The organism is Halomonas sp., assembly GCF_033549285.1.
GTDB lineage: Bacteria > Pseudomonadota > Gammaproteobacteria > Pseudomonadales > Halomonadaceae > Halomonas.
Genome location: NZ_JAWSUJ010000005.1, coordinates 47307 through 73934, shown reverse-complemented (window position 1 = coordinate 73934; position 26628 = coordinate 47307). Strand labels below are relative to the sequence as shown.

Annotated in this window: 26 protein-coding genes; 21 read left to right on the top strand and 5 right to left on the bottom strand. The window is 68.9% G+C overall.

The features are described from left to right. From catA to SCI24_RS02325, 11 genes are all read left to right on the top strand, one after another. The coding region (catA, locus tag SCI24_RS02375; protein ID WP_318723801.1) for a catechol 1,2-dioxygenase at nt 1–957 on the top strand (957 nt) is incomplete at its 5' end. Between the two features lie 153 nt (nt 958–1110). After that, nucleotides 1111–2478: a Rieske 2Fe-2S domain-containing protein gene (locus SCI24_RS02370; RefSeq protein WP_318723800.1), complete on the top strand. Its 1368-nt coding sequence runs from the start codon at nt 1111–1113 to the stop codon at nt 2476–2478. 31 nt (nt 2479–2509) lie between these two features. Beyond that, nucleotides 2510–2998, top strand: coding sequence for a benzoate 1,2-dioxygenase small subunit (gene benB / locus SCI24_RS02365; protein WP_282736387.1), 489 nt, complete (start codon nt 2510–2512; stop codon nt 2996–2998). A gap of 85 nt (nt 2999–3083) precedes the next feature. Further along, entirely contained in the window at nt 3084–4256 is a 1173-nt protein-coding gene (locus SCI24_RS02360; protein WP_318723799.1) for an ABC transporter substrate-binding protein, read from the top strand. A 65-nt stretch (nt 4257–4321) separates the two neighbouring features. Continuing rightward, on the top strand, nt 4322–5182 hold the full coding sequence (locus SCI24_RS02355) for a branched-chain amino acid ABC transporter permease (RefSeq protein ID WP_318723798.1): 861 nt from the start codon (nt 4322–4324) through the stop codon (nt 5180–5182). 12 nt (nt 5183–5194) lie between these two features. Further along, entirely contained in the window at nt 5195–6256 is a 1062-nt protein-coding gene (locus SCI24_RS02350; RefSeq protein WP_318723797.1) for a branched-chain amino acid ABC transporter permease, read from the top strand. Next, nucleotides 6253–7020, top strand: coding sequence for an ABC transporter ATP-binding protein (locus tag SCI24_RS02345; protein ID WP_318723796.1), 768 nt, complete (start codon nt 6253–6255; stop codon nt 7018–7020). The genes SCI24_RS02350 and SCI24_RS02345 overlap by 4 nt, the downstream gene beginning before the upstream one ends. Beyond that, nucleotides 7017–7748 carry an ABC transporter ATP-binding protein gene (locus SCI24_RS02340; protein ID WP_318723795.1) on the top strand — a complete coding sequence of 244 codons (732 nt, stop codon included), beginning with the start codon at nt 7017–7019 and terminating at the stop codon, nt 7746–7748. The genes SCI24_RS02345 and SCI24_RS02340 overlap by 4 nt, the downstream gene beginning before the upstream one ends. Before the next feature lie 21 nt (nt 7749–7769). Then, complete coding sequence (locus SCI24_RS02335; protein ID WP_318723793.1) at nt 7770–8981, top strand: benzoate/H(+) symporter BenE family transporter; 1212 nt, start codon at nt 7770–7772, stop codon at nt 8979–8981. A gap of 49 nt (nt 8982–9030) precedes the next feature. Next, a complete protein-coding gene (locus SCI24_RS02330) occupies nt 9031–9852 on the top strand; it encodes a universal stress protein (RefSeq protein ID WP_318723791.1) in 822 nt (273 codons plus the stop codon). Nucleotides 9853–9948: 96 nt separating this feature from the next. Further along, a complete protein-coding gene (locus tag SCI24_RS02325; protein ID WP_318723790.1) occupies nt 9949–10353 on the top strand; it encodes a DUF6455 family protein in 405 nt (134 codons plus the stop codon). An 87-nt stretch (nt 10354–10440) separates the two neighbouring features. On the opposite strand, the gene SCI24_RS02320 is transcribed toward SCI24_RS02325, so the two are convergent. The 4 genes from SCI24_RS02320 to SCI24_RS02305 form a co-directional block, all read right to left on the bottom strand. Next, entirely contained in the window at nt 10441–10866 is a 426-nt protein-coding gene (locus SCI24_RS02320) for a hypothetical protein (RefSeq protein WP_318723789.1), read from the bottom strand. Nucleotides 10867–10965: 99 nt separating this feature from the next. Further along, nucleotides 10966–11280, bottom strand: coding sequence for an AzlD domain-containing protein (locus SCI24_RS02315; protein ID WP_318723788.1), 315 nt, complete (start codon nt 11278–11280; stop codon nt 10966–10968). Then, nucleotides 11277–11990 carry an AzlC family ABC transporter permease gene (locus tag SCI24_RS02310; RefSeq protein WP_318723787.1) on the bottom strand — a complete coding sequence of 238 codons (714 nt, stop codon included), beginning with the start codon at nt 11988–11990 and terminating at the stop codon, nt 11277–11279. Before SCI24_RS02310 ends, SCI24_RS02315 begins: the two co-directional genes overlap by 4 nt. Then, complete coding sequence (locus SCI24_RS02305) at nt 11987–12982, bottom strand: LLM class flavin-dependent oxidoreductase (protein WP_318723786.1); 996 nt, start codon at nt 12980–12982, stop codon at nt 11987–11989. Before SCI24_RS02305 ends, SCI24_RS02310 begins: the two co-directional genes overlap by 4 nt. Nucleotides 12983–13177: 195 nt before the next feature. On the opposite strand from SCI24_RS02305, the gene SCI24_RS02300 reads away from it, so the two are divergent. The 10 genes from SCI24_RS02300 to SCI24_RS02255 all read left to right on the top strand — a co-directional run bounded on the left by SCI24_RS02300 (nt 13178) and on the right by SCI24_RS02255 (nt 24851). Beyond that, the gene (locus SCI24_RS02300) at nt 13178–14800 is read left to right on the top strand and encodes a BCCT family transporter (protein WP_318723785.1); all 1623 of its coding nucleotides are present in this window, start codon (nt 13178–13180) and stop codon (nt 14798–14800) included. A gap of 95 nt (nt 14801–14895) precedes the next feature. Beyond that, on the top strand, nt 14896–15072 hold the full coding sequence (locus SCI24_RS02295) for a hypothetical protein (RefSeq protein ID WP_318723784.1): 177 nt from the start codon (nt 14896–14898) through the stop codon (nt 15070–15072). 33 nt (nt 15073–15105) lie between these two features. Further along, nucleotides 15106–16050: a cobyrinic acid a,c-diamide synthase gene (locus SCI24_RS02290; protein ID WP_318723783.1), complete on the top strand. Its 945-nt coding sequence runs from the start codon at nt 15106–15108 to the stop codon at nt 16048–16050. Between the two features lie 45 nt (nt 16051–16095). Further along, a complete protein-coding gene (locus SCI24_RS02285) occupies nt 16096–17280 on the top strand; it encodes a toxic anion resistance protein (RefSeq protein ID WP_318723782.1) in 1185 nt (394 codons plus the stop codon). Nucleotides 17281–17352: 72 nt separating this feature from the next. Then, complete coding sequence (locus SCI24_RS02280) at nt 17353–18657, top strand: ATP-grasp domain-containing protein (protein WP_318723780.1); 1305 nt, start codon at nt 17353–17355, stop codon at nt 18655–18657. A 61-nt stretch (nt 18658–18718) separates the two neighbouring features. Continuing rightward, nucleotides 18719–20749 carry a CocE/NonD family hydrolase gene (locus SCI24_RS02275; RefSeq protein WP_318723779.1) on the top strand — a complete coding sequence of 677 codons (2031 nt, stop codon included), beginning with the start codon at nt 18719–18721 and terminating at the stop codon, nt 20747–20749. 220 nt (nt 20750–20969) lie between these two features. Then, nucleotides 20970–22325, top strand: a complete 1356-nt coding sequence (locus SCI24_RS02270) for an MFS transporter (RefSeq protein ID WP_318723778.1) — start codon at nt 20970–20972, stop codon at nt 22323–22325. 66 nt (nt 22326–22391) lie between these two features. Beyond that, nucleotides 22392–22916 carry a TIGR02281 family clan AA aspartic protease gene (locus SCI24_RS02265; RefSeq protein ID WP_318723777.1) on the top strand — a complete coding sequence of 175 codons (525 nt, stop codon included), beginning with the start codon at nt 22392–22394 and terminating at the stop codon, nt 22914–22916. A 7-nt stretch (nt 22917–22923) separates the two neighbouring features. Then, on the top strand, nt 22924–23808 hold the full coding sequence (locus SCI24_RS02260; protein ID WP_318723776.1) for a YihY/virulence factor BrkB family protein: 885 nt from the start codon (nt 22924–22926) through the stop codon (nt 23806–23808). Further along, on the top strand, nt 23805–24851 hold the full coding sequence (locus SCI24_RS02255) for a nitronate monooxygenase (protein WP_318723774.1): 1047 nt from the start codon (nt 23805–23807) through the stop codon (nt 24849–24851). Before SCI24_RS02260 ends, SCI24_RS02255 begins: the two co-directional genes overlap by 4 nt. 27 nt (nt 24852–24878) lie before the next feature. Here the strand turns inward: SCI24_RS02255 and SCI24_RS02250 are convergent, their stop codons facing one another. Beyond that, entirely contained in the window at nt 24879–26513 is a 1635-nt protein-coding gene (locus SCI24_RS02250; RefSeq protein ID WP_318723773.1) for an FMN-binding glutamate synthase family protein, read from the bottom strand. Nucleotides 26514–26628: the final 115 nt, after the last annotated feature.

The window sequence follows — 26628 nt, the reverse complement described above, 5'->3', positions numbered from 1 at the left end:
GACACCCCCGAGGTCCAGGACTTCCTGAACACCGTCGCCGGCTTCGACCAGGACGGCGGCAGCGAGCGCGCCAAGCAGATCATGCATCGCCTGCTCTCCGACCTGTTCCGGCTGATGGACGACTACGACGTCAGCGCCGAGGAGTTCTGGTCCGCCGTCAGCGTGCTCAACGCGCTGGGCAACGGCACCCAGTTCGGCCTGCTGGCCCCGGGGCTGGGCTTCGACCACTACCTGGACATGCGCATGGACGCCGCCGATCGCGAGCGCGGCCTGCTGGGCGGCACCCCGCGCACCATCGAGGGCCCGCTCTACGTGGCCGGCGCCCCGGAGGCCGAGGGCTTCGCGCGCATGGACGACGGCCAGGACCAGGACGGCGAGACCATGTGGCTGACCGGCCAGGTGCGTGACGTCGACGGCCACCCCGTCGCCGGTGCCAAGGTCGAGATCTGGCACGCCAACTCCAAGGGCGGCTACTCCTTCTTCGACCCGACCCAGTCCGAGTACAACCTGCGCCGCAGCATCGTTACCGACAGCGAGGGCCGCTACACCGCGCGCAGCATCATCCCCTCCGGCTACGGCTGCCCGCCGGACAGCCCGACCCAGCAGGTGCTCGACCTGCTCGGCCGTCACGGCCAGCGCCCGGCGCACATCCACTACTTCATCTCCGCCCCGGGCCACAAGCACCTGACCACCCAGATCAACCTGGCGGGCGACCCCTACACCTTCGACGACTTCGCCTTCGCCACCCGCGAGGAGCTGGTGGTGCCGGCCAGCCGCATCGAGGACAAGGACGAGATCGCCCGGCGCGAGCTGGACGGCCCCTTCTCCGAGGTGGTGTTCGACATCGAGCTGGCGAAGACCGACGCCCCCGAGCTGCAGGTGCGCCACGCCCGCCCGCGGGCCAAGGAAGACGAGCAGGACCGCCACAGCCAGCTGGCCGGCACCGCCAAGGTCTGATCGGCATCAGCCCCTGACAACTCCAGCAGGAGCGCCGGGGGCAGGCCGTAGAGGAGGTGCGACTTGTACAGCGCCTCCTCGATGGTCCGGCACCCCGGGGCCTGCCCCCGGATAAGTCCCAAGCGGTCACGACAAGACAATGAGGATTACTCCATGACCAGCAAGCTTGACCAACTCGAACAACGCGTCCGCGGCGCCGTCGTCGACGACGCCGACAACGGCATCTTCCGCTGCCACCGCAGCATGTTCACCGACCCGGCCTTCTTCGACCTGGAGATGAAGCACATCTTCGAGGGCAACTGGCTGTTCCTGGCCCACGAGAGCCAGATCAGCGAGCCGGGCGACTACTACACCGTGACCATGGGCCGTCAGCCGGTGGTCATCACCCGCGACAAGCAGGGCGAGCTGCACGGCCTGATCAACGCCTGCGCCCACCGCGGCGCCACCCTGTGCCGCCGCAAGCAGGGCAACAAGGGCACCTTCACCTGCCCCTTCCACGGCTGGACCTTCAAGAACGACGGCAAGCTGCTCAAGGCCAAGAACGAGAAGAACGGCGCCTACCCGGAAGGCTTCAAGCAGGAAGGCTCCCACGACCTCAAGCGCCTGCCGCGCTTCGCCAACTACAAGGGCTTCCTGTTCGGCAGCCTGAACGAGGACGTGCTGCCGCTGGAGGAGTACCTGGGCGAGACCACCAAGGTCATCGACAACATCGTCGACCAGGCGCCGGAAGGCCTGGAGATCCTGCGCGGCACCTCGTCGTACACCTACAACGGCAACTGGAAGCTGCAGGCCGAGAACGGCGCCGACGGCTACCACGTGAGCTCGGTGCACTGGAACTACGCCTCGACCATGGAGCGTCGCAACTACGACGCCGGCGGCACCAAGGCGGTGGACGCCGACGGCTGGTCGAAGAGCCAGGGCGGCTTCTACTCCTACGAGAACGGCCACATGATGCTGTGGACCCGGCTGCTCAACCCCGAGGTGCGCCCGGTCTACACCCGCAAGGACGAGATCGAGGCCGAGCTGGGCGCGGCGCGGGCCGACTCCATCGTCAACCAGACCCGCAACCTCTGCCTCTACCCCAACGTCTACCTGATGGACCAGTTCTCCACGCAGATCCGCGTGCTGCGTCCGCTGTCCGTCGACAAGACCGAGGTCACCATCTACTGCTTCGCGCCCAAGGGCGAGTCCGCGGAGAACCGCCGGGTGCGCATCCGCCAGTACGAGGACTTCTTCAACGTCTCGGGCATGGGCACGCCGGACGACCTCGAGGAGTTCCGCGCCTGCCAGGACGGCTACAACGGCGCGCTGGCCGAGTGGAACGACCTCTCGCGCGGTGCCAGGCAGTGGATCGAGGGCGCCGACGAGAACGCCCAGGCGATCGACATGAAGCCGCTGCTCAGCGGGGCCTCCCCGGAAGACGAGGGCCTCTACGTGCTGCACCACAAGCACTGGGTCGAGGAGGTGCTGCGCGCCATCGACAAGGAACGCAGCCAGTACATCGCCACCGCGTCCGCCTAAGCGACCCGCGACCTGTCAAGGGAGAGAAACCATGAGCATCAGCTACCACGACATCCAGGCCTTCCTGTACCGCGAGGCGCGCCTGCTCGACGACCGCCAGTGGGACGCGTGGCTCGAGTGCTACCGCCAGGACGCCGAGTTCTGGATGCCGGCCTGGGACGACGACGACCAGCTGACCCGCGACCCCGAGGCCGAGATCTCGCTGATCTACTACCCGAACCGCGAGGGGCTGGAGGACCGGGTCTACCGGATCAAGACCGAGCGCAGCGGGGCGAGCACGCCGGAGCCGCGCACCACCCACCAGATCACCAACCTCGAGGTGCTCAAGGAGGAGGGTGACACGGTGGAGCTGCGCTTCAACTGGCACACCCTGAGCCACCGCTACAAGAAGACCGACAGCTACTTCGGCAGCGCCTTCTACACCCTGGACGTGTCGGGGGAGACGCCGCTGATCACCAGAAAAGTCGTGCAACTCAACAACGACTACATCCACCAGGTCATCGACGTCTACCACGTCTGACGACGCCGCCGCATAAGCATGAGCGGGACAGGGACGTCCCAGAAGAGTATCGAGCTCCAACAACAATCAACCCCTGGGAAACACCATGAAGACTCTCAAGAAGACCGCCCTCGCCACGCTGCTGGGCACCGCTACCCTCATGTCGGCCTCCGCCGCCATGGCCGACGGCCATCCGGTCAAGCTGGGCCTGATGCTGCCCTACTCCGGCACCTACACGGCCCTGGGCGAGGCCATCACCAACGGCCTCAAGCTCGCCATCGAGCAGAATGGCGGCCAGCTCGGCGGCCGCGACGTCGAGTACGTGCAGCTCGACTCCGAGGCCAATCCCTCCAAGGCACCCCAGAACATGAGCCGCCTGGTCAAGGGCGATGGCGTCGACTTCGTCATCGGCCCGGTCCACTCCGGGGTGGCCATGGGCATGCTGCGGGTGGCCAAGCAGTCCGGCGCCATCACCATCATCCCCAATGCCGGCCTGGAGGCCGCCACCAACCAGCTGTGCATGCCCAACGTCTTCCGCACCTCGTTCAGCATGTGGCAGAACAGCTTCCCGATGGGCAAGGTCGCCCATGACCGCGGACATCGTGAGGTGGTGACCATCACCTGGGACTACGCCGGGGGCAAGGAGGACGTGGCCGGCTTCAAGGAGGCCTTCGAGGCGGAAGGTGGCGAGATCGTCGAGGAGATCCTGGTGCCCTTCCCGAGTACCGAGTTCCAGAGCTACCTCACCCAGATCGCCAGCATCGCCCCGGACGCCGTCTACACCTTCTTCGCCGGCGGCGGCGGGGTGAGCTTCGTGCGCGACTATGCCGCCGCCGGCCTCAAGGAGAGCATCCCGCTGATGGGCTCGGGCTTCCTGACCGAGGGCAACATCGCGGCCATGGACGGTGCCGGCGAGGGCGTACTGACCACCATGCACTATGCCGAGACCCTGGACAGCGAGGAGAACCAGGCCTTCGTGTCGGCCTACGAGGACGCCTACGAGGTGACCCCGGACACCTACTCGGTGCAGGGCTATGACACCGGCGCCATGCTGGTCCAGGCGCTCGATGCGGTCGGCGGCAACACCGAGGACCGGGACGCGCTGATCGAGGCCCTGGCCAGTGTGGAGCTCGAGAGCCCGCGGGGCCCGATGAGCTTCTCCGATTCCCACCACCCGATCCAGAACGTCTACCTGCGCGAGATCCGCGACGGCAAGCACGAGGTGGTCGGCGTCGCCGCCGAGCAGCTCGAGGTGCCGGATGACGCCTGCAAGATGTAGGCCGGCCATCCCCTGACCCCGGGGCGGGCCACGGCTCGCCCCTTATCATCGCGGAGGAGATCGTCATGGATCTCGCATTCTTTGGTGTGCAGCTCCTCAACGGGCTGCAGTACGGGCTGCTGCTGTTCCTGATCGCCAGCGGCCTGACCCTGATCTTCGGGATCATGGGCATCATCAACCTGGCCCACGGGGCCATGTACATGATCGGTGCCTACCTGGTCTATGACCTGACCGTGCGGCTGGGCAACTTCTGGCTGGCGATCGCCGTGGCCATTCCCATCGCCGTCGCCCTGGGGCTGGTCATCGAGCGGCTGTTCCTGGATACGCTCTACAAGCGTGACCACCTCTACCAGGTGCTGCTGACCTTCGGCCTGATCCTGGTGATCAACGAGGCGCAGCGCATCATCTGGGGCGGCGACGTCCACAGCGTGGCCATCCCGGCGCCCTTCGACGCCAGCCTGCAGCTGACCGACAACCTGCAGTACTCGGTCTACCGCCTGTTCGTGATGGGCGTCTGCCTGGCGCTGGCCGGGGTCATCTACTGGGTGATCCGCCACACGCGCCTCGGCATCATCATCCGTGCCGGTGCCGTGAACCGTGACATGGTGGAGGGCCTGGGCATCAACGTGCGCACCCTGTTCACCCTGATCTTCAGTGTCGGCGTCGCACTGACCGCCTTCGCCGGCATGATCGCCGCTCCGCTGACCTCCATCACCCCGGGCATGGGCGACAGCATCCTGATCACCTGTTTCGTGGTGGTGGTCATCGGCGGGATCGGTTCGATCAAGGGGGCCTTCTGGGGCGCCATCCTGATCGGCATGGCCGAGACCTTTGGCTCGGTGCTGATCCCGAGCATCGCCAGCATGGTGATCTACCTGATCATGGCCGCGGTGCTGCTGGTCAAGCCCCGCGGCCTGTTCGCTTGAGGAGACTGAGACATGTTGCATAGATATCCCAAGCGCGTCGCCGTCATCATGCTGGTGCTGTTGGCCATCGTCGCGATCTACCCGCTGTGGGGGCCGGCGCTGTTCGGCAGCCAGTCGGACTTCATCCTCGAGAAGCTGACCCTGATGGTGATCCTGGCGCTGTTCGCCATGAGCCTGGACCTGCTGGTAGGCATCGTCGGCCTGGTCAGCCTGGGCCACGCGCTATTCTTCGGTCTCGGCGCCTATACCCTGGCGCTGGCGAGCCCCGACTTCGATGCCGCCTCGCTGTGGTGGATGCTGCCGCTGGTCATGCTGGTGTCGGCCGTCGCCGCCCTGGTGGTGGGCCTGCTGGTGATCCGCACCAAGGGCATCTACTTCATCATGACCACCCTGGCCTTCGGCCAGATGCTCTACTACCTGGTCAGTACCGCGCCGTTCGCCGGCGGCACGGACGGTGTCTTCATCATGTTCCGCCCCGACGTCACGGTCGGCGAGACGGCCCTGCTGGACATGAGCGATCCCCACACCTTCTTCTATTTCTGCCTGGGGATGCTGGTCGCCGGCTTCCTGTTCCTGCGCTGGCTGACCCGCTCCTACTTCGGCCAGGTGCTCGACGGCATCCATGACAACGAGCACCGCATGCAGGCGCTCGGCTATGCCACCGGCGGCTACAAGCTGGTCGCCTTCGTGATCAGCGGGGTCCTCGCCGCCATCGCCGGCATGCTGGCCGCCATGCAGTACGGCTTCGCCAACCCGGCCCAGCTCGGCTGGCACACCTCCGGCGAGGTGCTGATGATGCTGATCCTCGGCGGCATGGGCACCATCTTCGGCCCGATCCTCGGCGCCTTCGCCTACGAGATCCTGCTCTACGTCTACGAGCACCTGACCATGCACTGGCCGATCCTGATGGGCCTGACCATCATCGCCGCCGTGCTGGTGCTGCCGCGCGGCATCGCCGGGCTGATCATCGCGCCGCCCTGGCGGCGCCGGCAGGTGCCGGTCGTCGAGGAGGCGGCGGTCGACGCAGCGGAGATCCCGCCTTCCGGCACCAAGACCAAGGAGTCCCGGCCATGACCCCGGAACCGATACTCGCCACCCACGGCCTGACCCGGCGCTTCGGCGGCCTGGTGGCGGTCAATGGCGTCGACTTCGACGTCCGGCCCGGCGAGATCCACGCCATCCTCGGGCCCAACGGCGCCGGCAAGAGCACCCTGATCAACCTGCTGTCGGGGGAGATCCCGCCCTCGGAGGGCGAGGTGCGCTTCCACGGCAAGCCGATCCAGGGCAAGAGCGTGCGCCAGATCGCCCGCATGGGCATCGGCCGCAGCCACCAGAAGACCAACATCTTCCCGCGCCTCAACTGCCTGCAGAACTGCGAACTGGCCGCGCGCATCCACATGGGCGGCGTGTTCGGCAGCTGGCGTTCCCGCCAGCGGGCACGCGAGGTCAGCGAGCGGGCCCTCGAGGTGCTCGAGACCTGCCATCTGGTCCATCGCGCCCAGACCCCGGCCGCCGACATGAGCTACGGCGAGCAGCGCCAGCTGCAGATCGCCATGGTGCTGGCCACGGCGCCCACCCTGATGCTGCTCGACGAGCCGATGGCCGGCATGGGCCGCGAGGAGACCGTGCAGGTCACCGAGCTGCTCGAGCGCCTCACCGACCGCTACACCCTGGTGCTGATCGAGCACGACATGGACAGCGTCTTCCGCCTGGCCGACCGCATCACCGTGATGGTCGACGGCTGCGTGCTGGAGAGCGGGCCCACCGCGCAGATCCGCGCCAGCGAGAGGGTGCGTGACGTCTACCTGGGGCGCCACCACGAGGAGGCCACGGCATGACGGCACAAGCGCAGAGCACCCCGCTGATCGAGGCTCGCGGGCTGCATACCTACTATGGCGAGAGCCACATCCTGCACGGCGTCGACCTCACCCTGATGCCCGGGGAGACGCTGAGCCTGCTGGGGCGCAACGGCATGGGCAAGACCACCACGCTGAAGTCGATCCTCGGCTTCGTGCCGCCGCGTCGCGGCGAGGTGTTCATCAAGGGCGTCCCGGCGGCGAAGCGGCGCCCCTGGCAGCTGATCCGCCAGGGCATCGGCTACGTGCCGGAAGGGCGCGGCATCTTCCCGGGCATCAGCGTGCGCGAACACCTGGTGATGGCCGCCCGGCCCAACGACCGGGGCGAGTCGCCCTGGACGCTGGAGCGCGTGCTGGATACCTTTCCGCGGGTCGGCCAGCGCATCAACCACGACGGTTCCTTCCTCTCGGGGGGCGAGCAGCAGATGCTCTCCATCGGCCGGGCGCTGACCCTCAACCCCGACCTGATGATCCTCGACGAGGCCACCGAGGGCCTGGCGCCGCTGATCCGCGACGAGATCTGGAAGATCATCCACGAGATCAAGGCCTCCGGCATCGCCACCATCATCGTCGACAAGAACATCGACAACCTGCTGGAAGTGGCCGAGAAGCACCTGCTGCTGGTCAAGGGCGAGGTGGTCTACAGCGGCGACTCCCATGGCCTGAAGGCCGATCCCTCCATCCTCGACACCCACCTCGGCGTCGCCTGAGGTGTGACGGAGAGACGTTGCATGCAGCTACTCAAGGACGCCTCGCTACCCGCGATCACCGCCGGCTTCGTGGCGGTGCTGGTCTCCTACTCCGGGCCCCTGGCGATCTTCTTCCAGGCGGCCCAGAGCGCCGAGATCTCGACGGCCATGATGACCTCCTGGGTCTGGGCGATCTCCATCGGCGCCGCCGTCTCGGGGATCGCGCTCAGCCTGTGGCTGAAGGTGCCCGTGGTCACCGCCTGGTCGGCCCCGGGCACGGCGCTGCTGGTCACGCTGTTCCCCGGGCTGTCCCTGGGCGAGGCGGTGGGGGCCTACCTCACGGCGGCGGCGGTGATCTTCGTGATCGGCATCACCGGCTCCTTCGACCGCATCATCCGGATGATCCCGCCGGGCATCGCCAGCGCCATGATGGCGGGCATCCTCTTCCAGTTCGGGGTGGGGGTCTTCGTCGCCCTGGAGTCGGTGCCGGCCCTGGCCCTGGGCATGATCCTGGCCTACCTGGTCTTCAAGCGGCTGACGCCCCGCTACAGCCTGGTGGCGCTGCTGGTGGTCGGCGTGGGCCTGGCCGTGGCCCTGGAGGGCGCCAGCCTGCAGGGGGTGAGCGTGCAGCTGGCCGATCCCCACTTCATCCGCCCCGAGTGGACCTGGAACGCCACCCTGAGCCTGGCCATCCCGCTGGTGCTGGTCAGCCTCACCGGGCAGTTCCTGCCGGGCATGGCGATCATGCGCAGCGCCGGCTACAACACCGCGGCGCGGCCGATCGTCACCCTGACCAGCCTGACCTCCTTCGTTACCGCCTTCTTCGGCGGCATCACCACGGTGATCGCGGCGATCACCGCCGCCATCTGCACCAGCAAGGAGGCCCACGAGGATCCCGACAAGCGCTACGTGGCCGGGGTCGCCAACGGGGTCTTCTACCTGATCGGGGGCACCTTCGCCGGCACCATCGTGGCGCTATTCACCTCGCTGCCCGGCGAGTTCGTGGCGGTGCTGGCGGGCCTGGCGCTGATCGGCGCCATCACCAGCAACCTCAGCGCCTTCGCCGCCCAGAAGGACCACCTGGAGGCCTCGGTGATCACCTTCATCGCCACGGCCTCGGGCATGAGCTTCCTGGGGCTGGGGTCGGCCTTCTGGGGGGGCGTGGTCGGCGCGCTCGCCTACGCCCTGCTGCACCGGCCACTGCCCGGCACCGGGCGCCGGGCATCGCGGGCCCAGGCCCGCAAGTCATCCTGATCTCCATGACCGATATTTCAACAACAACGCACTCCAGAGGAGCCTGACGATGGACAAGATGCATGTGGCGATGGACGAGAGCGACGATTCACTGCGCGCCCTGGCGCTCGGCCAGCACCTGGCCCGGCAGCTGGCGGTACCGCTCTGCGTGACCTCGGTGGTGGCCAGCGAGGAGCGGGTGGAGGCCCGGCGCGCGGCCCTGCAGTCGCGCCTGGCGGAGCAGCAGGCGGATGACGTTGACGTCGAGGTGGCGGTCCACGCGAGCGCCAAGGACTTCCTGGGCCGGCTGGCCGGCCGCGACGACCAGGGGCTGTGCATGATGGCCCACGGGCGGCGGCCGGTACCCGAGATGCTGATCGGCAGCGTCACCGCGGGCGTCGTTCGACGCGCCAACCGCCCGGTCTTCCTGTGCGGGCCCCGCTTCGAGGCCGAGGCCCACCGCCGGGTGGAGGTGCTGATGGTCTGCGTGGATGGCTCGGCGCTCTCCGAGGCGATCCTGCCCCATGCGGTGGCGCTCTCACGGCGGCTGGACGCCCGCCTGCAGCTGCTGCAGGTGATCGACACCGCCGCCGCGGTGCCCCCGGACCTGGAAGAGGGCGGCCATGCCGACGTGATGGAGTCCGGCTATGTGCATGGGCTGGCGCGGCGCCTGCGCGGCGAGCATGGCATGGAGGTGGACTGGGAGGTGCTGCACGGCGACCCGGCCGATTCCATCGTCAGCTACCTGGCGGACTGCCAGGACACCCTGCTGGCCATGACCACCCACGGCCGCAGCGGGCTCTCCCAGGTGGTGGCCGGCAGCGTCAGCCACGAGGTGCTGCACGAGGCGCGCTGCCCGGTGGCGGTGCTGCGCCCGGCCGACGTCCGCTGAGGCGCTGGCAGCTCCATTGGCTGATGCAGGTCAAGGTGGGGCGCGGCGGGCTGGCCTAGGGTGAGGTCAGGGAACTGCCCTGAAGGAGGCCTGCCCATGACGACACTACGCGACGGTATCCACGCCACGGCCGGGCGCCTGGCCCACTCCATGGCCGCCGCCTGGCGGCACCTGCGCGAGCAGCAGGACTGGAGGCACCTCGACCCGGACGAACGGGAAGCCCGCCTGCGCGACCTGGGGCTGGCGCGTCTCGACCTCTCGCTGTTCAGCGATGACGGCGGCTCGACGCGTACCCAACTGCCCCGCATGATGGCGGTCTTCGGCGTCGACGCGATGACGCCCCTGGTGGTCGGCAACGGGGTGAAGCGCGACCTCGAGCGGGTCTGCACCGGATGCCCCTTCAAGGCACGCTGTGCCCGGGTGCTCGGCGAGGCACCGGCGCCGGAGGCGTGCGGCTTCTGTCCCAATGCCGCCACCCTGGAGGCGCTGGCACGCCATTGAGCGTCCGCCTGACCCGATAAGCATCCGGTCCGACCAGCAACCCACCGGGCCCGCCCTCCCGGCGGGCCCGGTCCGTGAGCTCAGCCGTCAGCGACGATCGGGGTCGTGGCGCGCCTCGTTGCGGGCCTCCCCCTCCTTGACTTCATAGTCGCCCTCCAGCACCTGCTGTTCGCGGTAGCGGCCGCTGACGTCGCGGCTCTCGCGATAGCGGGTCTCGCGGTAGTGGACGCTGCCGTCCACGTCCTCGGCCCGGTCGGCGCGCATCTTCTCCATCTGCTTTTTCATGCGGTGGCGCAGGAAGGGCATCATCGCCCAGCCGATGAGCAGGAAGAACAGCCCCAGCACCATGGCGACGATCATCATGGCGCCGAACAGCAGCCAGGTGAGCAGCAGCTTCAGGCCGCCCAGGGGGCCGTCGGCGCGGGTCTGGCGGGCGCGCGCCTGCCACTCTCGGGCAGCGCGCCAGGCGGCATTCTGCTGTGCATCGCGGCGCGGGTCATGGGGGTCGGGCATGCGGGACTCCAGTGTCTCTGAAGGGGCGCCGGCCCGGCCGACGCCCCGTGAATGACTGCCCCTTGGAAAGCGCGCCGGGCGCTTCGTTCCGAGGCAGGGTCAGGCTGCGACCAGACGCCACAGCGCGGCGGTCAGGATCCCGGCGGCGATCGCCGGCAGCGGCTTGCGCAGCACCAGCATCACCCCCGCCGTGGCGAACAGGGCCAGGCGGGCCCCGCCGTCGCCGTTCACGGCCATGGGGGTGATCACCGCCACCAGCACCGAGCCGGCCATGGCGTTGATGAAGCGCTCGACCCGCGGGCCGATGGGCACCCGGGCCATCACGAAGACCCCGCCGGCGCGGGTCAGGTAGGTGACCAGTGCCATCAGCACGATGGCCAGCAGCACGCCGCCGTTCGCGGCCGTCAGGGTCATGGCGCCGTCTCCTTGCCCGCGGGGGGCAGCAGCAGGCCGACCACGCCGCCGGCCAGCGCCCCCACGATCACGTGGGCATGGGGCGGCAGCCAGGCCATCGCCGCCAGGGCCGCCAGGGCCGCGGCGCCCCAGGGCAGCAGCACGCCGAGGTCGCGCTTGTCGCCCACCAGCATGGCCAGCAGGAAGCAGCCCATGATGGCATCCAGCCCGAAGCGCTCGGGCTCGCTGATGCCGCTGCCGAAGGCCACGCCGAGGCCGGTGCCGAGCATCCAGGTGGACCACAGGGCCAGGCCCCCGCCGACCAGGATGCCCAGGCGCGCCGCCGTGGTTCCCCCGGTCATGGCCATGGCCCAGTTGGCATCGCTGAGCAGGATCAGGCTGGCGTAGCGACGCCCGCTGGGCAGGTCGCGCAGGTGGGGATAGAAGGCGGCGCCCATCAACAGGTGACGGGCATTGATCGCCAGGGTGATGGCTACCAGCGGCAGCAGCGGGATGGTATCGCCCCACAGCTCCAGGGTCGCGAACTGGGCCGCCCCCGCGAACACCAGGCCGCTCATCAGCAGGGTCTCGGCCGCGGAGAGTCCCTGCTGCAGGGCCGCCACCCCGAAGGCCAGCCCGAAGACGATCACGAACAGCGACAGCGGCGCCATGCGTCGGAAGCCGTCGACGAGATGGCCAGGAGTCGGCCGCGAGGCGTCGGCCCCGCTCATGAGCGCCACACGTCGGCGACGATCTCGTAGCTTCGCAGCCGGTCCTCGGCGGCGTAGACATCGGTATTGAGCATCAGCTCGTCGGCGCCGGTCAGCTCCAGGAAGCGTTCCAGGCCCTCGCGCACGGTCTCCGGCCCGCCGATCACCGCGGCGCCCAGGAACTGCTCCACCTGGGCCTGCTCCCGGGGCGACCAGTCCAGCGCCTCCACCGGTGGCAGGGCCCTGGTGCGCTGGCCGCGGATCATGCCCAGGAACTTGCGGCGGGCGGTGGAGGCGAGGTAGTCCGCCTGGAGGTCGTTCTCGGCGGCGATCACCGGCAGGCCGACCATGGCGTGGGGCCGGTCCAGCACCGCCGAGGGCCGGAAGTTGTCGCGATAGAGCCTGAGTGCCTCGAACAGCTGGGCCGGGGCGAACTGGGCGGCGAAGGCGAAGGGCAGCCCCTCCCGGGCCGCCAGGCGGGCGCTGAAGTCGCTGGAACCGAGCAGCCAGAGCGGCACCCGAGTGCCCTGGCCGGGCACCGCCCGCACCCGCTGGCCCGGGCGCTCGTCGTCGAGAAAGCCCTGCAGCTCCGCCAGTCGTTGGGGGAAGTCATCGACGCCGGCGTAGGGGTCGCGGCGCATGGCGGCCATGGTGTGGCCGTCGGAGCCCGGTGCGCGACCCAGGCCCAGGTCGATGCGCCCGGGATAGAGGGTCTCCAAGGTGCCGAACTGCTCGGCGACCACCAGCGGCGGGTGGTTGGGCAGCATGATGCCGCCGCTGCCCACCCGGATCCGCTCGGTGGCACCGGCGATATGGCCGATCAGCACCGCGGTGGCGGCGCTGGCGATGCCCTCGATGCTGTGGTGCTCGGCCAGCCAGTAGCGCGTGAAGCCGAGCCGCTCGGTGAGCCGGGCCAGCGCCACGCTCTCCCGGAAGCTGTCGGCGGCGCTGCCGCCCTCGCGGATCGGGGCCAGGTCGAGCACGGAAAGTGGCGTGTCGGCGAGTCGGGACATGTCGTGGAGCGCTCCGGAAACGATTAGCCTGCTGAGTTTCTCCTAGCATCGGGGCGACCGGGGCGGAATGCAATGCCCGCGCCGCCGAGGAGGAGGCCGCCTGGCGGGCTGGGCCGGCCGCGGGTCGGCATGATAGCGTTCGGGCTCTCTGGTAGCATGGATCTTGTACAAATCCTCGACAAAGGACGCGTCTTCATGGCGAATCACGGAGGACAGCGGGTCTTCGCCGTCTCGGCCCTGATCATCCTGGCACTGGTGGCGGTGGGCGCCGCCTTCCCCGACGGCTTCGGCGCCGCCGCCAGTGCGGCGCTCTCGACCACCACCCGGCTGTTCGGCTGGTTCTATCTCTTCTCGGTGTTCGGTTTCGTGCTCTTCCTGCTGGGCCTGGCCTTCAGCAAGTACGGCAAGATCCGCCTGGGGCCCCAGGACAGCTCGCCGAGCTTCAGCTTCTTCTCCTGGATCAGCATGCTGCTGGCCGCGGGCTTCGGCGTCGGGCTGGTGTTCTACGGCATGGCCGAGCCCATGACCCACTATATCGACCCGCCCTACGGCGACGTGCCGGCCGAGAGCGTCGAGTCGGCGCGCTATGCGATCCAGTACAGCTACTTCAACTGGGGCATCCACCAGTGGGCGGCCTTCTCGGTGGTGGGGCTGATCATCGCCTACTTCCAGTTCCGCAAGGGGCAGGCCGGCCTGGTCTCCTCGGTGCTCTCCTCGGTGACCGCCAGGCACCCCAGGGTGCGTCCCTATGCCTCCTGGCTGGATATCTTCGCGGTGGTGGCCACGGTGATGGGGGTGGCCACCTCGCTCGGGCTGGGCGTGCTGCAGATGAACGGCGGGCTCAACGCCGTCTTCGGCCTGCCCGAGAACGCCCTGTGGCAGTTCATCATCCTGTTCGTGATGTTCCTCGCCTACATGGCCTCGACCTGGTCGGGCCTGGACAAGGGCATCAAGCGCCTCTCCAACCTCAACATGATCCTGTGCATCGGCCTGATGCTCTACGTGCTGGTCACCGGCCCCACGGTGGCGATCCTCGAGACGATCACCCTGGGCCTCGGCGACTACCTGCAGAACTTCATCGGCATGAGCCTGCGCATCTCGCCCTACAGCGACAGCACCTGGGCGAGCAGCTGGACGATCTTCTACTGGGCCTGGGTGATCGCCTGGTCGCCCTTCGTCGGCACCTTCGTGGCGCGGGTCTCGCGCGGGCGCACCATCAAGGAGTACGTGCTCGGCGTGCTGCTGATCCCGCCGCTGCTGGCCTGCCTGTGGATCGGCGTGTTCGGCGGTGCCGCCATCAACATGGAGCTCGGCGCCGACGTGGGCCTGGCCGCGGCCACCCAGGACAACATCACCGTGGCGCTGTTCGAGATGTTCGAGCTGATGCCTTTCTCCGGGGCGCTCTCGGTGGTGGCGATGCTGCTGATCTTCATCTTCCTGGTCACCTCCGCGGACTCCGCCTCCTATATCGTCGCGCAGATGACCGACGCCGGCTCCATCAACCCACCGCTGTTCAAGCGGGTGGCGTGGGGCGTGCTGATCGCCGCCATCTGCCTGACGCTGATCGCCGCCGGCGGCCTGACCGGGCTGCAGTCGGCCTCGGTGCTCTCGGCGCTGCCCTTCACCTTCATCCTCTACATGATGGTGGTGGTGCTGGTCCGCGAGCTGCGCAGCGACCGCAAGGCGATGCTCACCCAGCTCTATCGCCGCCATGGCGAGACCCCGGTGGGGGCGGATGCCTTCGAGGCCGAATCCCTGGGCGAGGAGGAGCGCCTGCGCCGGGCGCCCAGCGTGGTCAACCGGCGCGTCAAGCACTGAACCGGGCCGTCGGCGGCGATCACCGCCGATGGCAGTGGCCAGCCGCCGCGGCAGGCCGTAAGCTCAGGGAACAATGGTGAAATCGGACTTCGACCATGACCCTCATCCGCACCGGCCGCGGCGCTCCCCGCCGCGGTGCCACCCGACGACGCCAGCGGTGCCGGCTCGACTGGGCCTGCTTCGATCGCTGGCTCGACCGGGTGGTGGTCGTGGCGGTGAGCATCGCCCTGCTGGTGGGCGTCGTGGCCCTGGTCCTCACGCTGCTGCTCTAGCTTCTCTCCGACGGATAAAGGATGGTCATCCCCATGCTGGGATTCCTGCAGGGTTTTTCCTATGGCCTCTTCCTGACCTGCCTGCCGTGGCTGCTGGTGGGGCTGGTCAATCCGCGCCTGGCCGTGCCGGTCGAGCCGCCCGGCCGCCTCCAGGTCATCCTGCGCTACGCCCTGGTGGTGCCCTTCATCAGCCTGCTGCTGTGGCTGACCTCACTGTGGGGCGGCTTCGGGCCGACCCTGACGGGCTGGCTCGCCGGGCTGGTGGCGGTGCCGGTGGCGCTGCCGCTGGAGCGCCGGCTGCGCGGCTGGCTCGCTCGGCGGCGCGAGAAGCGCCGGCAGGCGGTGCGGGCATCCGAGGAGGCGCGACGCCGAGCCCAGCAGCAGCGCGACGCCCACGAGGCCGACCTGGCGGTCCTCGACCCGGCACGCCCACCGGCGGATGCCGACGACCTGGTGCTGGCCCTGTGCCGGGCCAAGCAGGGGCTGGTCGACGCACGCCGACCGGACCTGGCGGTGCAGGCCGACCGGGTCTACAGTCGCTACCGCCATGTACTGGAGGTGCTGGGGAGTCGCTTCGACAGCGGCGAGCTGGCCTTCGCCCGTGCCCGCGGGCTGGTGGTCGAGGTCTGCCGCACCGCGGTGGATACCCTCGACGCCATGGCCTCCCGGGCCAGTGGGGTGGCGAACGTGGACGGTGACTTCGTGCGGCGTCGCCTGAGTCGCGAGGGCCGGGAGCTGGGGGGGCAGGAGCGTGCCGCCCTGGTGCGGCGTCTGGAACTGCTCGAGGAGACCGAGAAGGGGCTGCGCGAGCTGGCCGCGCGCAACGAGTCGGCGCTGACCGTCCTCGACGACACGGCCGTCTCCCTGGCGCGCATCGAGACCGGGCGCCCGCAGGCCTCGGTCACCACCGAGCAGGCGCTGGAGGAGCTGCGCCGCTTCGTCTCCCGTGCCGACCGCTACGGGCGTGGCAGGTCCTGAGGCCGGCCCTTCCCACGCCCAGACGCTTTCCTTCGAGAGGTGCCCATGAGCCAGCAACCCGAACGCGAGTCCCGCCTGTCGCTGCCACCGGTGGAGGAGATCGCCCACCAGCTGGACGGCAGCGGCCCGGACGGCGGCGCAGAGGACCCGTCGCTTTCGGCCGAGGCCGATGCCTTCGTCGACGAGCTGGTCGCTGGCGGCGATGCCGAGGCCATGGCGCGCCAGCGACGCGCCATCGACGAGCTGGGGCTGGAGCTGCAGCAGCAGGCCGCCCACCAGAGCACCATGCTGCAGACGCCGCTGCGCCAGCTGGCCCACCACGGGGACGAGGGCGGCCCCGTGGCCAGGGCCCTGGTCGACCTGCGCGGCCGGATGCAGGAGCTGGACCCGGCCCGGCACCGCCTGTCGCCTGGGCCGCTGGACCGCGTGCTGGCGCTGCTTCCGGGGGCCGGCAGTCGCCTGCAGCGCTACTTCCGCAAGTTCGAGACGGCCCAGCAGTCGCTGGACGCGATCATCGCCGACCTGGAGGGGGGGCGCGACATGCTGCGTCGCGACAACCTTACCCTGGGCGATGACCAGCAGTCGCTGCACGAGAGCTACATCCAGCTGCAGCGCCAGGTCGCCCTGGGGCGGCTGATCGACGAGCGGCTGCAGGCCGCCATCGCCCGCCGCGACGAGGAGGACCCCCAGCGACGCTTCCTCGAGGAGGAGCTGCTGTTCCCGCTTCGCCAGCGCATCGTCGACCTCCAGCAGCAGCTGGCAGTGAGCCAGCAGGGCGTGCTGGCGCTGGAGGTGATCATCCGCAACAACCGCGAGCTGATGCGTGGCGTCGACCGTGCCATCAACGTCACCGTCTCGGCGCTCACCGTGGCGGTCACGGTCGCCCTGGCCATCGCCAACCAGCGGCTGGTGCTGGATCGCGTCGAGGCGCTCAATGCCACCACCTCGGAGATGATCGGGGGGACCGCACGGGCGCTGCGCCAGCAGGGCGTGGACATCCAGCAGCGGGCGTCGTCGACGATGCTCGACATGCAGGCCCTGGAGCAGGCCTTCGGCGAGGTGATGGGGGCCATCGATGACCTCTCCCGCTATCGTCGCGAGGCCCTGCCGAGGCTGGACGACCAGATCGATCGACTGGCGGCCCTGACCGGCCGGGGCGGCGAGGCCATCGACCGCCTGCAGCGTGGCCGCGAGGAAGGGGACGCCGCCGGACGCGACCGGCACGACTGACCCGGCATCCCCCGCGCACTGGACTATGCTGCTCGAAGGCGCCGGGTCCGGCGCGCGACAGGGGAGAGGGCAATGGACGAGGTCAAGAACATCTTCGTGGTGGGGCTCAACGACTTCAATCGACAGCGTCTCGAGACGCTGCACGGGGCACGGGGATACCGCTTCCATGGAGTGATCGCCCCGGAGGCGGTCTACGACACCGAGGAGTTCGACATCGCCGCCATGCTGGCGGAAGCCACGGCGCAGCTCGAGGCCTTCGATGAGCCCGTTGATGCCGTCGTCGGCTACATGGACTTTCCCGTCTCGACCATGCTGCCGATCCTCTGCGAGCGCTTCGGCACCCGCAGTACCTCGCTGACGAGCCTGCTCAAGTGCGAGCACAAGTACTGGAGCCGCCGCGTGCAGCGCGAGGCGATCCCCGACCATATCCCCGGTTTCACCGCCTTCGACCCCTTCGACGACGAGGCGATGACCCGGATCAGTGAGGCGGGGCTCTACTTTCCCTTCTTCGTCAAGCCGATCAAGTCCTCGGGCTCGCGGCTGGGCTTTCGCATCGACACCCCCGAGGACTTCTATCACGCCATCGAGCAGCTGCGCGAGTCGATCGGGAGTATCGCCGACCCCTTCAACACGGTACTCGAGCATGCCCGCCTGCCCCCGGAGATCGCCGCCGTCGACGGCCACTTCTGCATGGCTGAAGAGATCATCGGCGGCTGGCAGTGCACGGTGGAGGGATATGTCTTCGAGGGTGAGGTGGTCAGCTACGGTATCGTCGACTCCCTGCGCTACCCCCAGGTGCTGAGCTTCTTTCACTACCGCTATCCTTCGGGGCTGCCCGAGGATATCCAGGCCACCATGGTCGAGCTGACCGACACCATCATGACCCATATCGGCTACGACAACGCCGCCTTCAACGTCGAGTACTTCTGGGACGAGGTGCAGGGACGCATCTGGCTGCTGGAGATCAATACCCGCATCTCCCAGTCGCACTGCGACCTCTTCGAGAAGGTCGATGGGGTCAGCAACCAGCAGGTCACCATCGACCTGGGGCTGGGACGGCGCCCCGACATGCCCCATCGCGAGGGGGATTTTCCCATGGCGGCCAAGTTCTTCCACCGGGTATTCTTTACCGATGCGGTGGTGACCCGAGTACCCACCGAGCAGGAGATTGAGGAACTCCTGGCCGACTTCCCCGGTTGCCAGATCGCCTTGCAGGTGGAAGCAGGACAGCGGCTCTCCTCCTTGCCCGAGCAGGACGCCTACAGTTTTGCGCTGGCGCATGTCTATCTGGGCGCGGCATCGGCCGAGCAGCTGCTCGCCGACTACGACCGTCTGGCGGCGCGACTGGTGTTCGAGTTCGACAATATCCAGGGCTGAGCATGGCCGGCCTGAAGCAGGTTTCAAGGGACTGGTTCAAGAGACCAAGGAGAGCAGGATCATGCGTATCGTCAACGACTTTCCCCGCCGCGTCATGGAGGAGGAGACCTGGATCCCGTTGCCCGACGGCAGCCGGCTGGCGGCGCGCATCTGGCGGCCGGTGGACGCCGAGCTCCACCCCGTGCCGGCGATCCTCGAGTACCTGCCCTATCGCAAGCGCGACCTCACCGCCGAGCGCGACGTCCAGAGCCATCCCTACTGGGCGGGCCATGGCTATGCCGGGGTGCGGGTCGACATCCGCGGCACCGGCGAGTCCGACGGCGTGCTGACCGACGAGTACCTGCCCAGCGAGCTCGAGGATGGCCTGGCCATCCTCGCCTGGCTCGAGGCCCAGCCCTGGTGCACCGGTGACGTCGGCATGATCGGCATCTCCTGGGGCGGCTTCAACGGTCTGCAGATCGCCGCCCTGCGTCCGCCGCAGCTCAAGGCGGTGATCACGCTCTGTTTCACCGACGACCGCTACGCCGACGACATCCATCACATGGGCGGCTGCCTGCTCGCCGACAACCTCTCCTGGGCCTCGACCATGTTCGACGGCAACGCCTGCCCCCCCGACCCCGAGCTGGTGGGGGAGCGCTGGCGGGAGATGTGGCTAGAGCGCCTGGACGGCAGCGGCCTGTGGCTCGCCCAGTGGCTCGAGCACCAGCGCCGCGACGACTACTGGAAGCACGGCTCGGTGTGCGAGGACTACTCGCGCATCCAGTGCCCGGTCTATGCCGTCAGCGGCTGGGCCGACGGTTACTGCAACGCCGTCTTCCGGGTGCTGGAGGGGCTCGAGGTGCCGCGCAAGGGGCTGGTCGGCCCCTGGGCCCACAAGTATCCGCACCTGGGCGTGCCGGGGCCGGCCATCGGCTTCCTGCAGGAGGCGCTGCGCTGGTGGGACCAGTGGCTCAAGGGCACCGATACCGGGATCATGGACGAACCCATGCTGCGCGTCTGGATGCAGGAGTCGGTGCCGCCCTCGGCCCGCTATGACGAGCGCCCCGGGCGTTGGATCGCCGAGCCCGACTGGCCCTCGCCCAACATCGGGGCCGAGGCCTTCCGGCTCACCGAGGGCCACGACCTGGTGCCGGAAGGGGAGGGGGGCCAGGACGACGAGGCGGTCCTGGACATCCGCTCGCCCCTCTCGGTGGGGCTCTATGCCGGCAAGTGGTGCTCCTACAATGCGCCGCCGGACCTCCCCCACGACCAGCGCGACGAGGATGGTGGCTCGCTGATCTTCCAGACGGCGCGCCTCGAGGCGCCACTGGAGATCTGCGGGTCGCCGCTGGTCGAGCTCGAGCTCTCCGCCGATCAGCCGGTGGCCATGGTGGCGCTGCGCCTCTCCGACATCGCCGAGGACGACAAGGCCACCCGGGTCTCCTACGGGTTGCTCAACCTGACCCACCGCGACAGCGACGAGCACCCCGAGCCGCTGGAGCCGGGGCGGCGCTACCGGGTCAGGATCCCGCTCAAGCACATCGCCCAGCAGTTCGCCGCAGGCCACGCCATCCGCCTGGCCCTCTCCACCAGCTACTGGCCGCTGGCCTGGCCGGCACCGCAGCCGGCGCGGATCACCCTCTGGCCCGGCGCCAGCCGGCTGCTGCTGCCGCGGCGTGAGCCACGCCCCGCGGAGGAGGCCGCACTGCCCGCCTTCGCCGAGCCGGAGGGGGCGCCGCCCCTGGCCAAGACGCTGCTGCAGCCGACCCAGGAAACCTGGCAGGTGATCCGCGACCTGGCCAACGACAGGACTACCCTGGAGGTGATCAACGACGAGGGGCGCTACCGGATCGACGACATCGATCTGGAGATCGCCGCTCGGGTCACCGAGCGTTATGCCTATGCCTACGGCAGCTACGACAGCGTCAGCGGCTGGACGGAGTGGCAGCGCAGCTTCAAGCGCGGTGACTGGGAGGTCAGCACCCTGACCCGCACCCTGCTGACCTCTGATGCCGACAACTTCCGCATCCGGGCCACCCTGGACGCCTGGGAGGGGGATACCCGGATCTTTGCACGGACCTGGGACGAGACCATTCCCCGCGATCTCGTCTAGGGAAACACTGATTTATTGCTGCGCTCGATATCTTGGTCGCCGGCGGTGCTGGTTCGCCAGCCCGGTCGAAATCCTCACCTAGTACCGCATAGGCTCCGGTTTCTGCGCTCCGGCGGCGATCAACCTCCCTTCGCTCGCGACATAAATCAGCAGTTCCCTTGGTCGTCTAGGAAGGTAGGGGCTGCTATGGTGACGTCCTGATGCCACAGGGACGTCCCGCATGAGCCCGACCCCCGCCGCCGTGCCGACGACTCCCCGCGCCTCGCGCAAGGAGATCCTCGGCTGGGCGATGTTCGACTTCGCCAACCAGGCCTATACCCTGCTGATCATCACCGTGGTGTTCGGCGAGCTGTTCACCACGGTGATCGTCGGCGACCGCGGCGACGGCTATCGCCTGGCCAACTTCCTGTGGAGCCTGGCGCTGGCGGTCAGCTACCTGCTGGTGGTGGTGACCGGCCCGCTGTGCGGGGCGGTGATGGACTACCGGGCCGAGAAGAAGGGCTTCCTGTTCGTCAGCTACCTGGCCACCGTGGCCACCACCGCCATGCTCTACTTCGTGGCGCCGGGCTACGTGGTGTTGGGCCTTCTGCTGATCATCGTCTCCAACTACGCCTACTCCATGGGCGAGTCCTTCATTGCCGCCTTCCTGCCGGACCTCGGCCCGCCGGAGGACCTGGGCAAGATCTCCGGCTTCGGCTGGGCACTGGGCTACGTCGGCGGGCTCTTCGCCGCGGGGTTCACGCTGGTGGCACTGGGCGAGGCCACAGCGGAGAACTTCGAGCGCATCCGCTGGGTGGGACCCTTCGCGGCGGGCTTCTTCCTGGTGACCGCCATCCCCACCTTCCTGTGGGTGAAGGAGCGAGGGACGCCCCAGCCACCCGGCAAGCCCTACCGCGAGATTGCCCTGGAGCGCGTCGCGACGACCCTGCACGAGCTCAGGCGCTTCCGCGACCTGGGGATCTTCCTGGTCTCGCTGCTCTTCTCCATGGCCGGCGTCTACATCATCATCGCCTTCGCCTTCATCTACGGCGCCCAGGTGATCGGCTGGGACGAGTCGGTGCGCAACATCATGTTCATCATCGTGCAGATCACCGCGGCGGCAGGCGCCCTGGGCTTCGGCTTCATTCAGGACCGCATCGGCACCCGGGTCACCTACCTCTTCACCCTGGGGCTCTGGGTGGCGGCGATACTGGCCATCTGGGCCACGCCGGAGGTCACCGCCTTCCTGCATGCCCGGTTCGGGCTCGACTGGGAGGCCCAGCACCTCTTCCTGGTGGTGGGCTGCCTGGCGGGGCTCTCCCTGGGCTCCAGCCAGTCCGCCAGCCGCGCCCTGGTGGGGCTCTTCTCGCCGAGCCGCAAGGCCGCCGAGTTCTTCGGCTTCTGGGGCCTGGCCAACAAGCTCGCCGGGGTGATCGGCATCATCGGCCTGGGGCTGCTGCAGTCGCTGGTGGGGCTCAAGGCGTCGATCCTGCTCTGTGCGGTGCTCTTCGTCATCGCCATCCTGGTCTGCCTGTTCGTCGACCAGGCCCGTGGCCAGCAGGCGGCCCGCGACTGGGAGGCGTGCAACGGGCGCTAGCGGGACCGATGCGGAATGTCGCTGTGGCATGATGGTCTCAAGGGGCAGACGCCGGGAGGGAAGGTCATGAGCGAGGAGCGTGCCACACGCCGGGCGGGGCTGGGCATGATGCTGCTGTTCTGGGTGCTCTTCCTGGGCGGCGGGGCCTGGTGGTTCCACGGCTACCTGGAAGCGCAGCGCAACCCCAATGCCCACCTCGCCAACGTCGCGGTGGGGGAGGGCGAGCCGCTGGTGCTGGAGCGCAACCGCGCCGGCCACTTCGTGGCCACCGGGCGCATCAACGACCAGCCGGTGGAGTTCCTGCTCGACACCGGCGCCACCTACGTCGCGGTACCCGCCGGGATGGCCGAGCGGCTGGGGCTCGAGAGCACCGGCAGCGCCTGGTTCAATACCGCCAACGGCCGGGTGCGCGGCGAGCTGACGCTGCTCGACGAGGTGAGCCTGGGCGGGTTCTCCGCCCGGGAAGTGCGCGGCTCCATCAGCCCGGGCCTTACCGGCGAGGCGGCCCTGCTGGGCATGAGCTTCCTCGACCGCTTCGACATCGAGATCCGTGATGCACGCATGGTGCTGCGCCCCGCGGAGCGAGACTGAGGTGGCCATGGCATTCCGTGGGATCCTGCGACGCCTGCCCCCGGTCCTGCACGGCTGGGTACTCATGGCCTGGCGGGTGAAGCGTGCCCTGGTCGCCTATCGGGTCACCATGCTGGCGGCGGGGGTGGCCTTCTACGCGATGCTGGCGCTGTTCCCGGCGATCGCCGCCATCATCTCCCTCTGGGCGCTGGTGCTCGACCCGCAGGACATGGCCCGCCAGATCGGCGAGGTGAGCCGCCTGATGCCCCCCGGTGCCGCGCGGCTGGTGCAGGACCAGGCCCGGGAGATCGGCGAGCATACCCAGGCCGGGCTCAGTGCCACGGCCCTGGGCGGCCTGACGATTGCCATGTTCGTCGCCTCCAAGGGGGTGCGCGGACTGCTGGTCGGCCTGGCGGTGGTGCATGGCGAGACCGAGCGTCGCGCCCTCTGGCAGCGCGGCCTGATGATCCTGACCCTGACCCTGGGACTGATCGTTACCACCCAGGTGGCGATCGCCTTCGTCGCGCTCTTTCCCCTGGCCATCGAGATGATGGGCCTGGAGGGGCCGCTCTTCACCCTGATCGGCCTGCTGCGCTGGCCGGTGCTGCTGCTGGCGATGATGGCGGTGATCGCCGTCTTCTACCGCTACGGGCCCTACCGGCAGACCCCGCGCTGGGAGTGGATCCGCGTGGGTACCCTGGGCGCCACCCTGCTGTGGCTGCTGGGCTCCGGCGGGCTGTCGCTCTATGCACGTCACGTCGCCAACCTCGGCCAGCTCTACGGCTCCCTCGGCGCGGTGGTGGTGCTGATGCTGTGGTTCTGGCTGTCGGCCTTCGTCGTCTTGCTCGGCGCCCTGATCAATGTGCAAATGGGGCGATCTCCCTCCGCCGATCCCGAGGCCCCGTCCCCATGATGACGCTGCTGCAACGTGTTCCACTCGACCTACCCATCCTCCAGGCCCCCATGGCAGGTGCCCAGGGCAGCGAGCTGGCCATCGCCGTCTCCCGTGCCGGCGGCCTCGGGGCCCTGCCCTGCGCCATGCTCTCGCCCGAGGCCATGGCGGAGGAACTCGAGGCCCTGCGCGCCGCGACCTCGGGGCCGGTCAACGTCAACTTCTTCTGCCACGCGCCACCCGCGCCCGACCCCGAGCGGCTGGCGCGCTGGCAGGCGGCGCTGGCGCCCTGGTATGCCGAGTTCGGCCTCGACATCGAGGCGGTGCCGGCCGGGGCCGGGCGGCGTCCCTTCGACCATGCGGCCTGCGACGCCCTCGAGCCCTTCCGTCCGGAGGTGGTGAGCTTCCACTTCGGCCTGCCGGCGCCTGAGCTGCTGGCGCGGGTCAAGGCCTGGGGCGCGACGGTGCTCTCCACGGCCACCACGGTGGAGGAGGCGCGCTGGCTCGAGGCCCGCGGCGCCGATGCGGTGATCGCCCAGGGGCTCGAGGCCGGCGGCCATCGGGGCCTCTTCCTGGCCGAGGACCTGACCACCCAGATGGGGACCCTGGCGCTGCTGCCCCAGGTCCGGCAGGCGGTGGAGGTGCCGGTGATTGCCGCCGGGGGCATCGCCGATGCCCGGGGCGTGGCGGCGGCACTGGCGCTGGGCGCCGAGGCCGTCCAGGTGGGCACCGCCTTCCTCTGCTGTCCGGAATCCCGCGCCTCGGCCATCCATCGCCGGGCGCTGATGAGCGAGGCGGCCCGCCATACGGCCCTGACCAACCTCTACAGTGGCCGCCCGGCCCGAGGCATCGTCACCCGGCTGATGCGCGAGCTGGGGCCGATCAGCGACGCGGCGCCGGCCTTCCCACTGGCCACCGCGGCCATCGCCCCGCTGCGGGCCGCCGCCGAGGCGCAAGGGCGTGGCGATTTCTCCCCGCTGTGGGCCGGGCAGAATGCCAGCCGCTGCCTCGAGGTCCCCGCCGACGAGGTGGTGCGCGAACTGGCCCAGGGCCTCCCCTGCTGAGATAGGGGCCCGCGAGGCACGGGTGTGTCAGGCCCGCTGGAGAAGCTCGACGACCTGAGCGGGCTGGAAGCTGTTGGCGCGACTCTCCTCCCAGTAGCGCTGGTAGAGCGGCTGGTCGGGGAGGTGGCGCAGCAGCTCGCCTGGGGCCAGAACCGGGTAGAGTTCGGCGTAGGAGCAGACCTGGTGGCGCGACACACGGCGCATGATGTGGCTGGGGCCAAGGTCGGCGGGGCGTTCCAGACCCGCGGCCGACAGCATCTCCGCCAGGGCCTCCAGGGTGTTGCGATGATAGTGATAGACCCTCTCGCTCTTGTCGGCCACGTCCAGGTGTCGGCTGCGGCGCGGATCCTGGGTCGCCACACCGCTGGGGCAGCGACCCGAATGGCAGTTCATGGCCTGGATACAACCCAGTGAGAACATGAAGCCGCGCCCGGCGTTGCACCAGTCAGCTCCCAGCGCCAGGGTGCGAGCGATATGAAACGCCGAGGTCAGCTTGCCGGCCCCCGCCAGGCGAATGCGATGGCGCAGGTTGGCGCCTACCAGAGTGCTGTGAACCAGTGACAGGGCTTCCACCAGCGGCATGCCCAGGCGGTTGATGAACTCCAGTGGTGATGCGCCGGTTCCACCTTCGCCGCCGTCCACCACGATGAAATCGGGCAGGATGTCGCTTTCCAGCATCGCCTTGACCATGCCGAACCACTCCCAGGGGTGGCCGATGGCCAGCTTGATGCCTACCGGCTTGTCGTCGGCGAGCATCCGCAGGCGTGCGATGAAGTGCATCATCTCCAGCGGTGTGGAGAATGCCGGATGGCTCGCCGGCGAGACCACGTCCTCGCCGATGGGAACGCCACGCGCGGCGGCAATCTCCGCGGTCACCTTGGCACCGGGCAGGATGCCGCCGTGGCCTGGCTTGGCGCCCTGGGAGAGCTTGACCTCGATCATCCTGACCTCGGGGCGGGCGGCATTCTCGGCGAACCTTGCCGCATCGAAGTTGCCCTCGTGGTCACGACAGCCGAAGTAGCCAGAGCCGATCTCCCACACCAGATCGCCGCCCTGCAGATGGTGGCGAGAGATGCCGCCCTCGCCGGTATCGTGGTAGAAGCCGCCGCGCCGGGCGCCAAGGTTCAGGGCCTCGATGGCGTTGCCGGAGAGCGCGCCGAAGCTCATGGCCGAGATGTTCAGCAGGCTGACCCGATAAGGGTGGCGGCGCTCGCTGCCGACCTTTACCGTCATGGCGTCACGATCCGGGTTAGACGGCGCCAGCGAAGGATTGATCCATTCGTAGCCCTCCGCGTACATGTCCAGTATCGAGCCGAAGGGCTTCTTGTCGAGGACATTCTTGGCACGCTGGTAGACGGCGCTGCGCTGCTCGCGGGAAAAGGGCCGCTCCTCGGTATCCGACTGCACGAAGTACTGGCGGATCTCGGGGCCGATGCCCTCCATGCAGTAGCGGAAATGGGCGAGGATCGGGTAGTTGCGGCGCAGGGTCCGGGAGCGCTGCCGCAGGTCCCAGGTGCCCAGGGCCACCAGGGCGGCAAACAGCGGTACGGGCCAGAAGGGCGCCCCCATGGCCCAGGCGGGCAGGGTAACGGCAAGCCCCAGCAGGCTGATGATGAAGGCGGTGTAGCGCAGCGGAATGGGCCAGGGAATACGGTTCGCCATGGGAAGCTCCGGATGGGGCGGCCGTCAGCGGACGCCGGGCTTGGGTCATACAGTCATGAGGTCGGTCGGCGGGAGAGGATCTTACACACCGCCCACTTCCCTCGTGCGGGGCAGC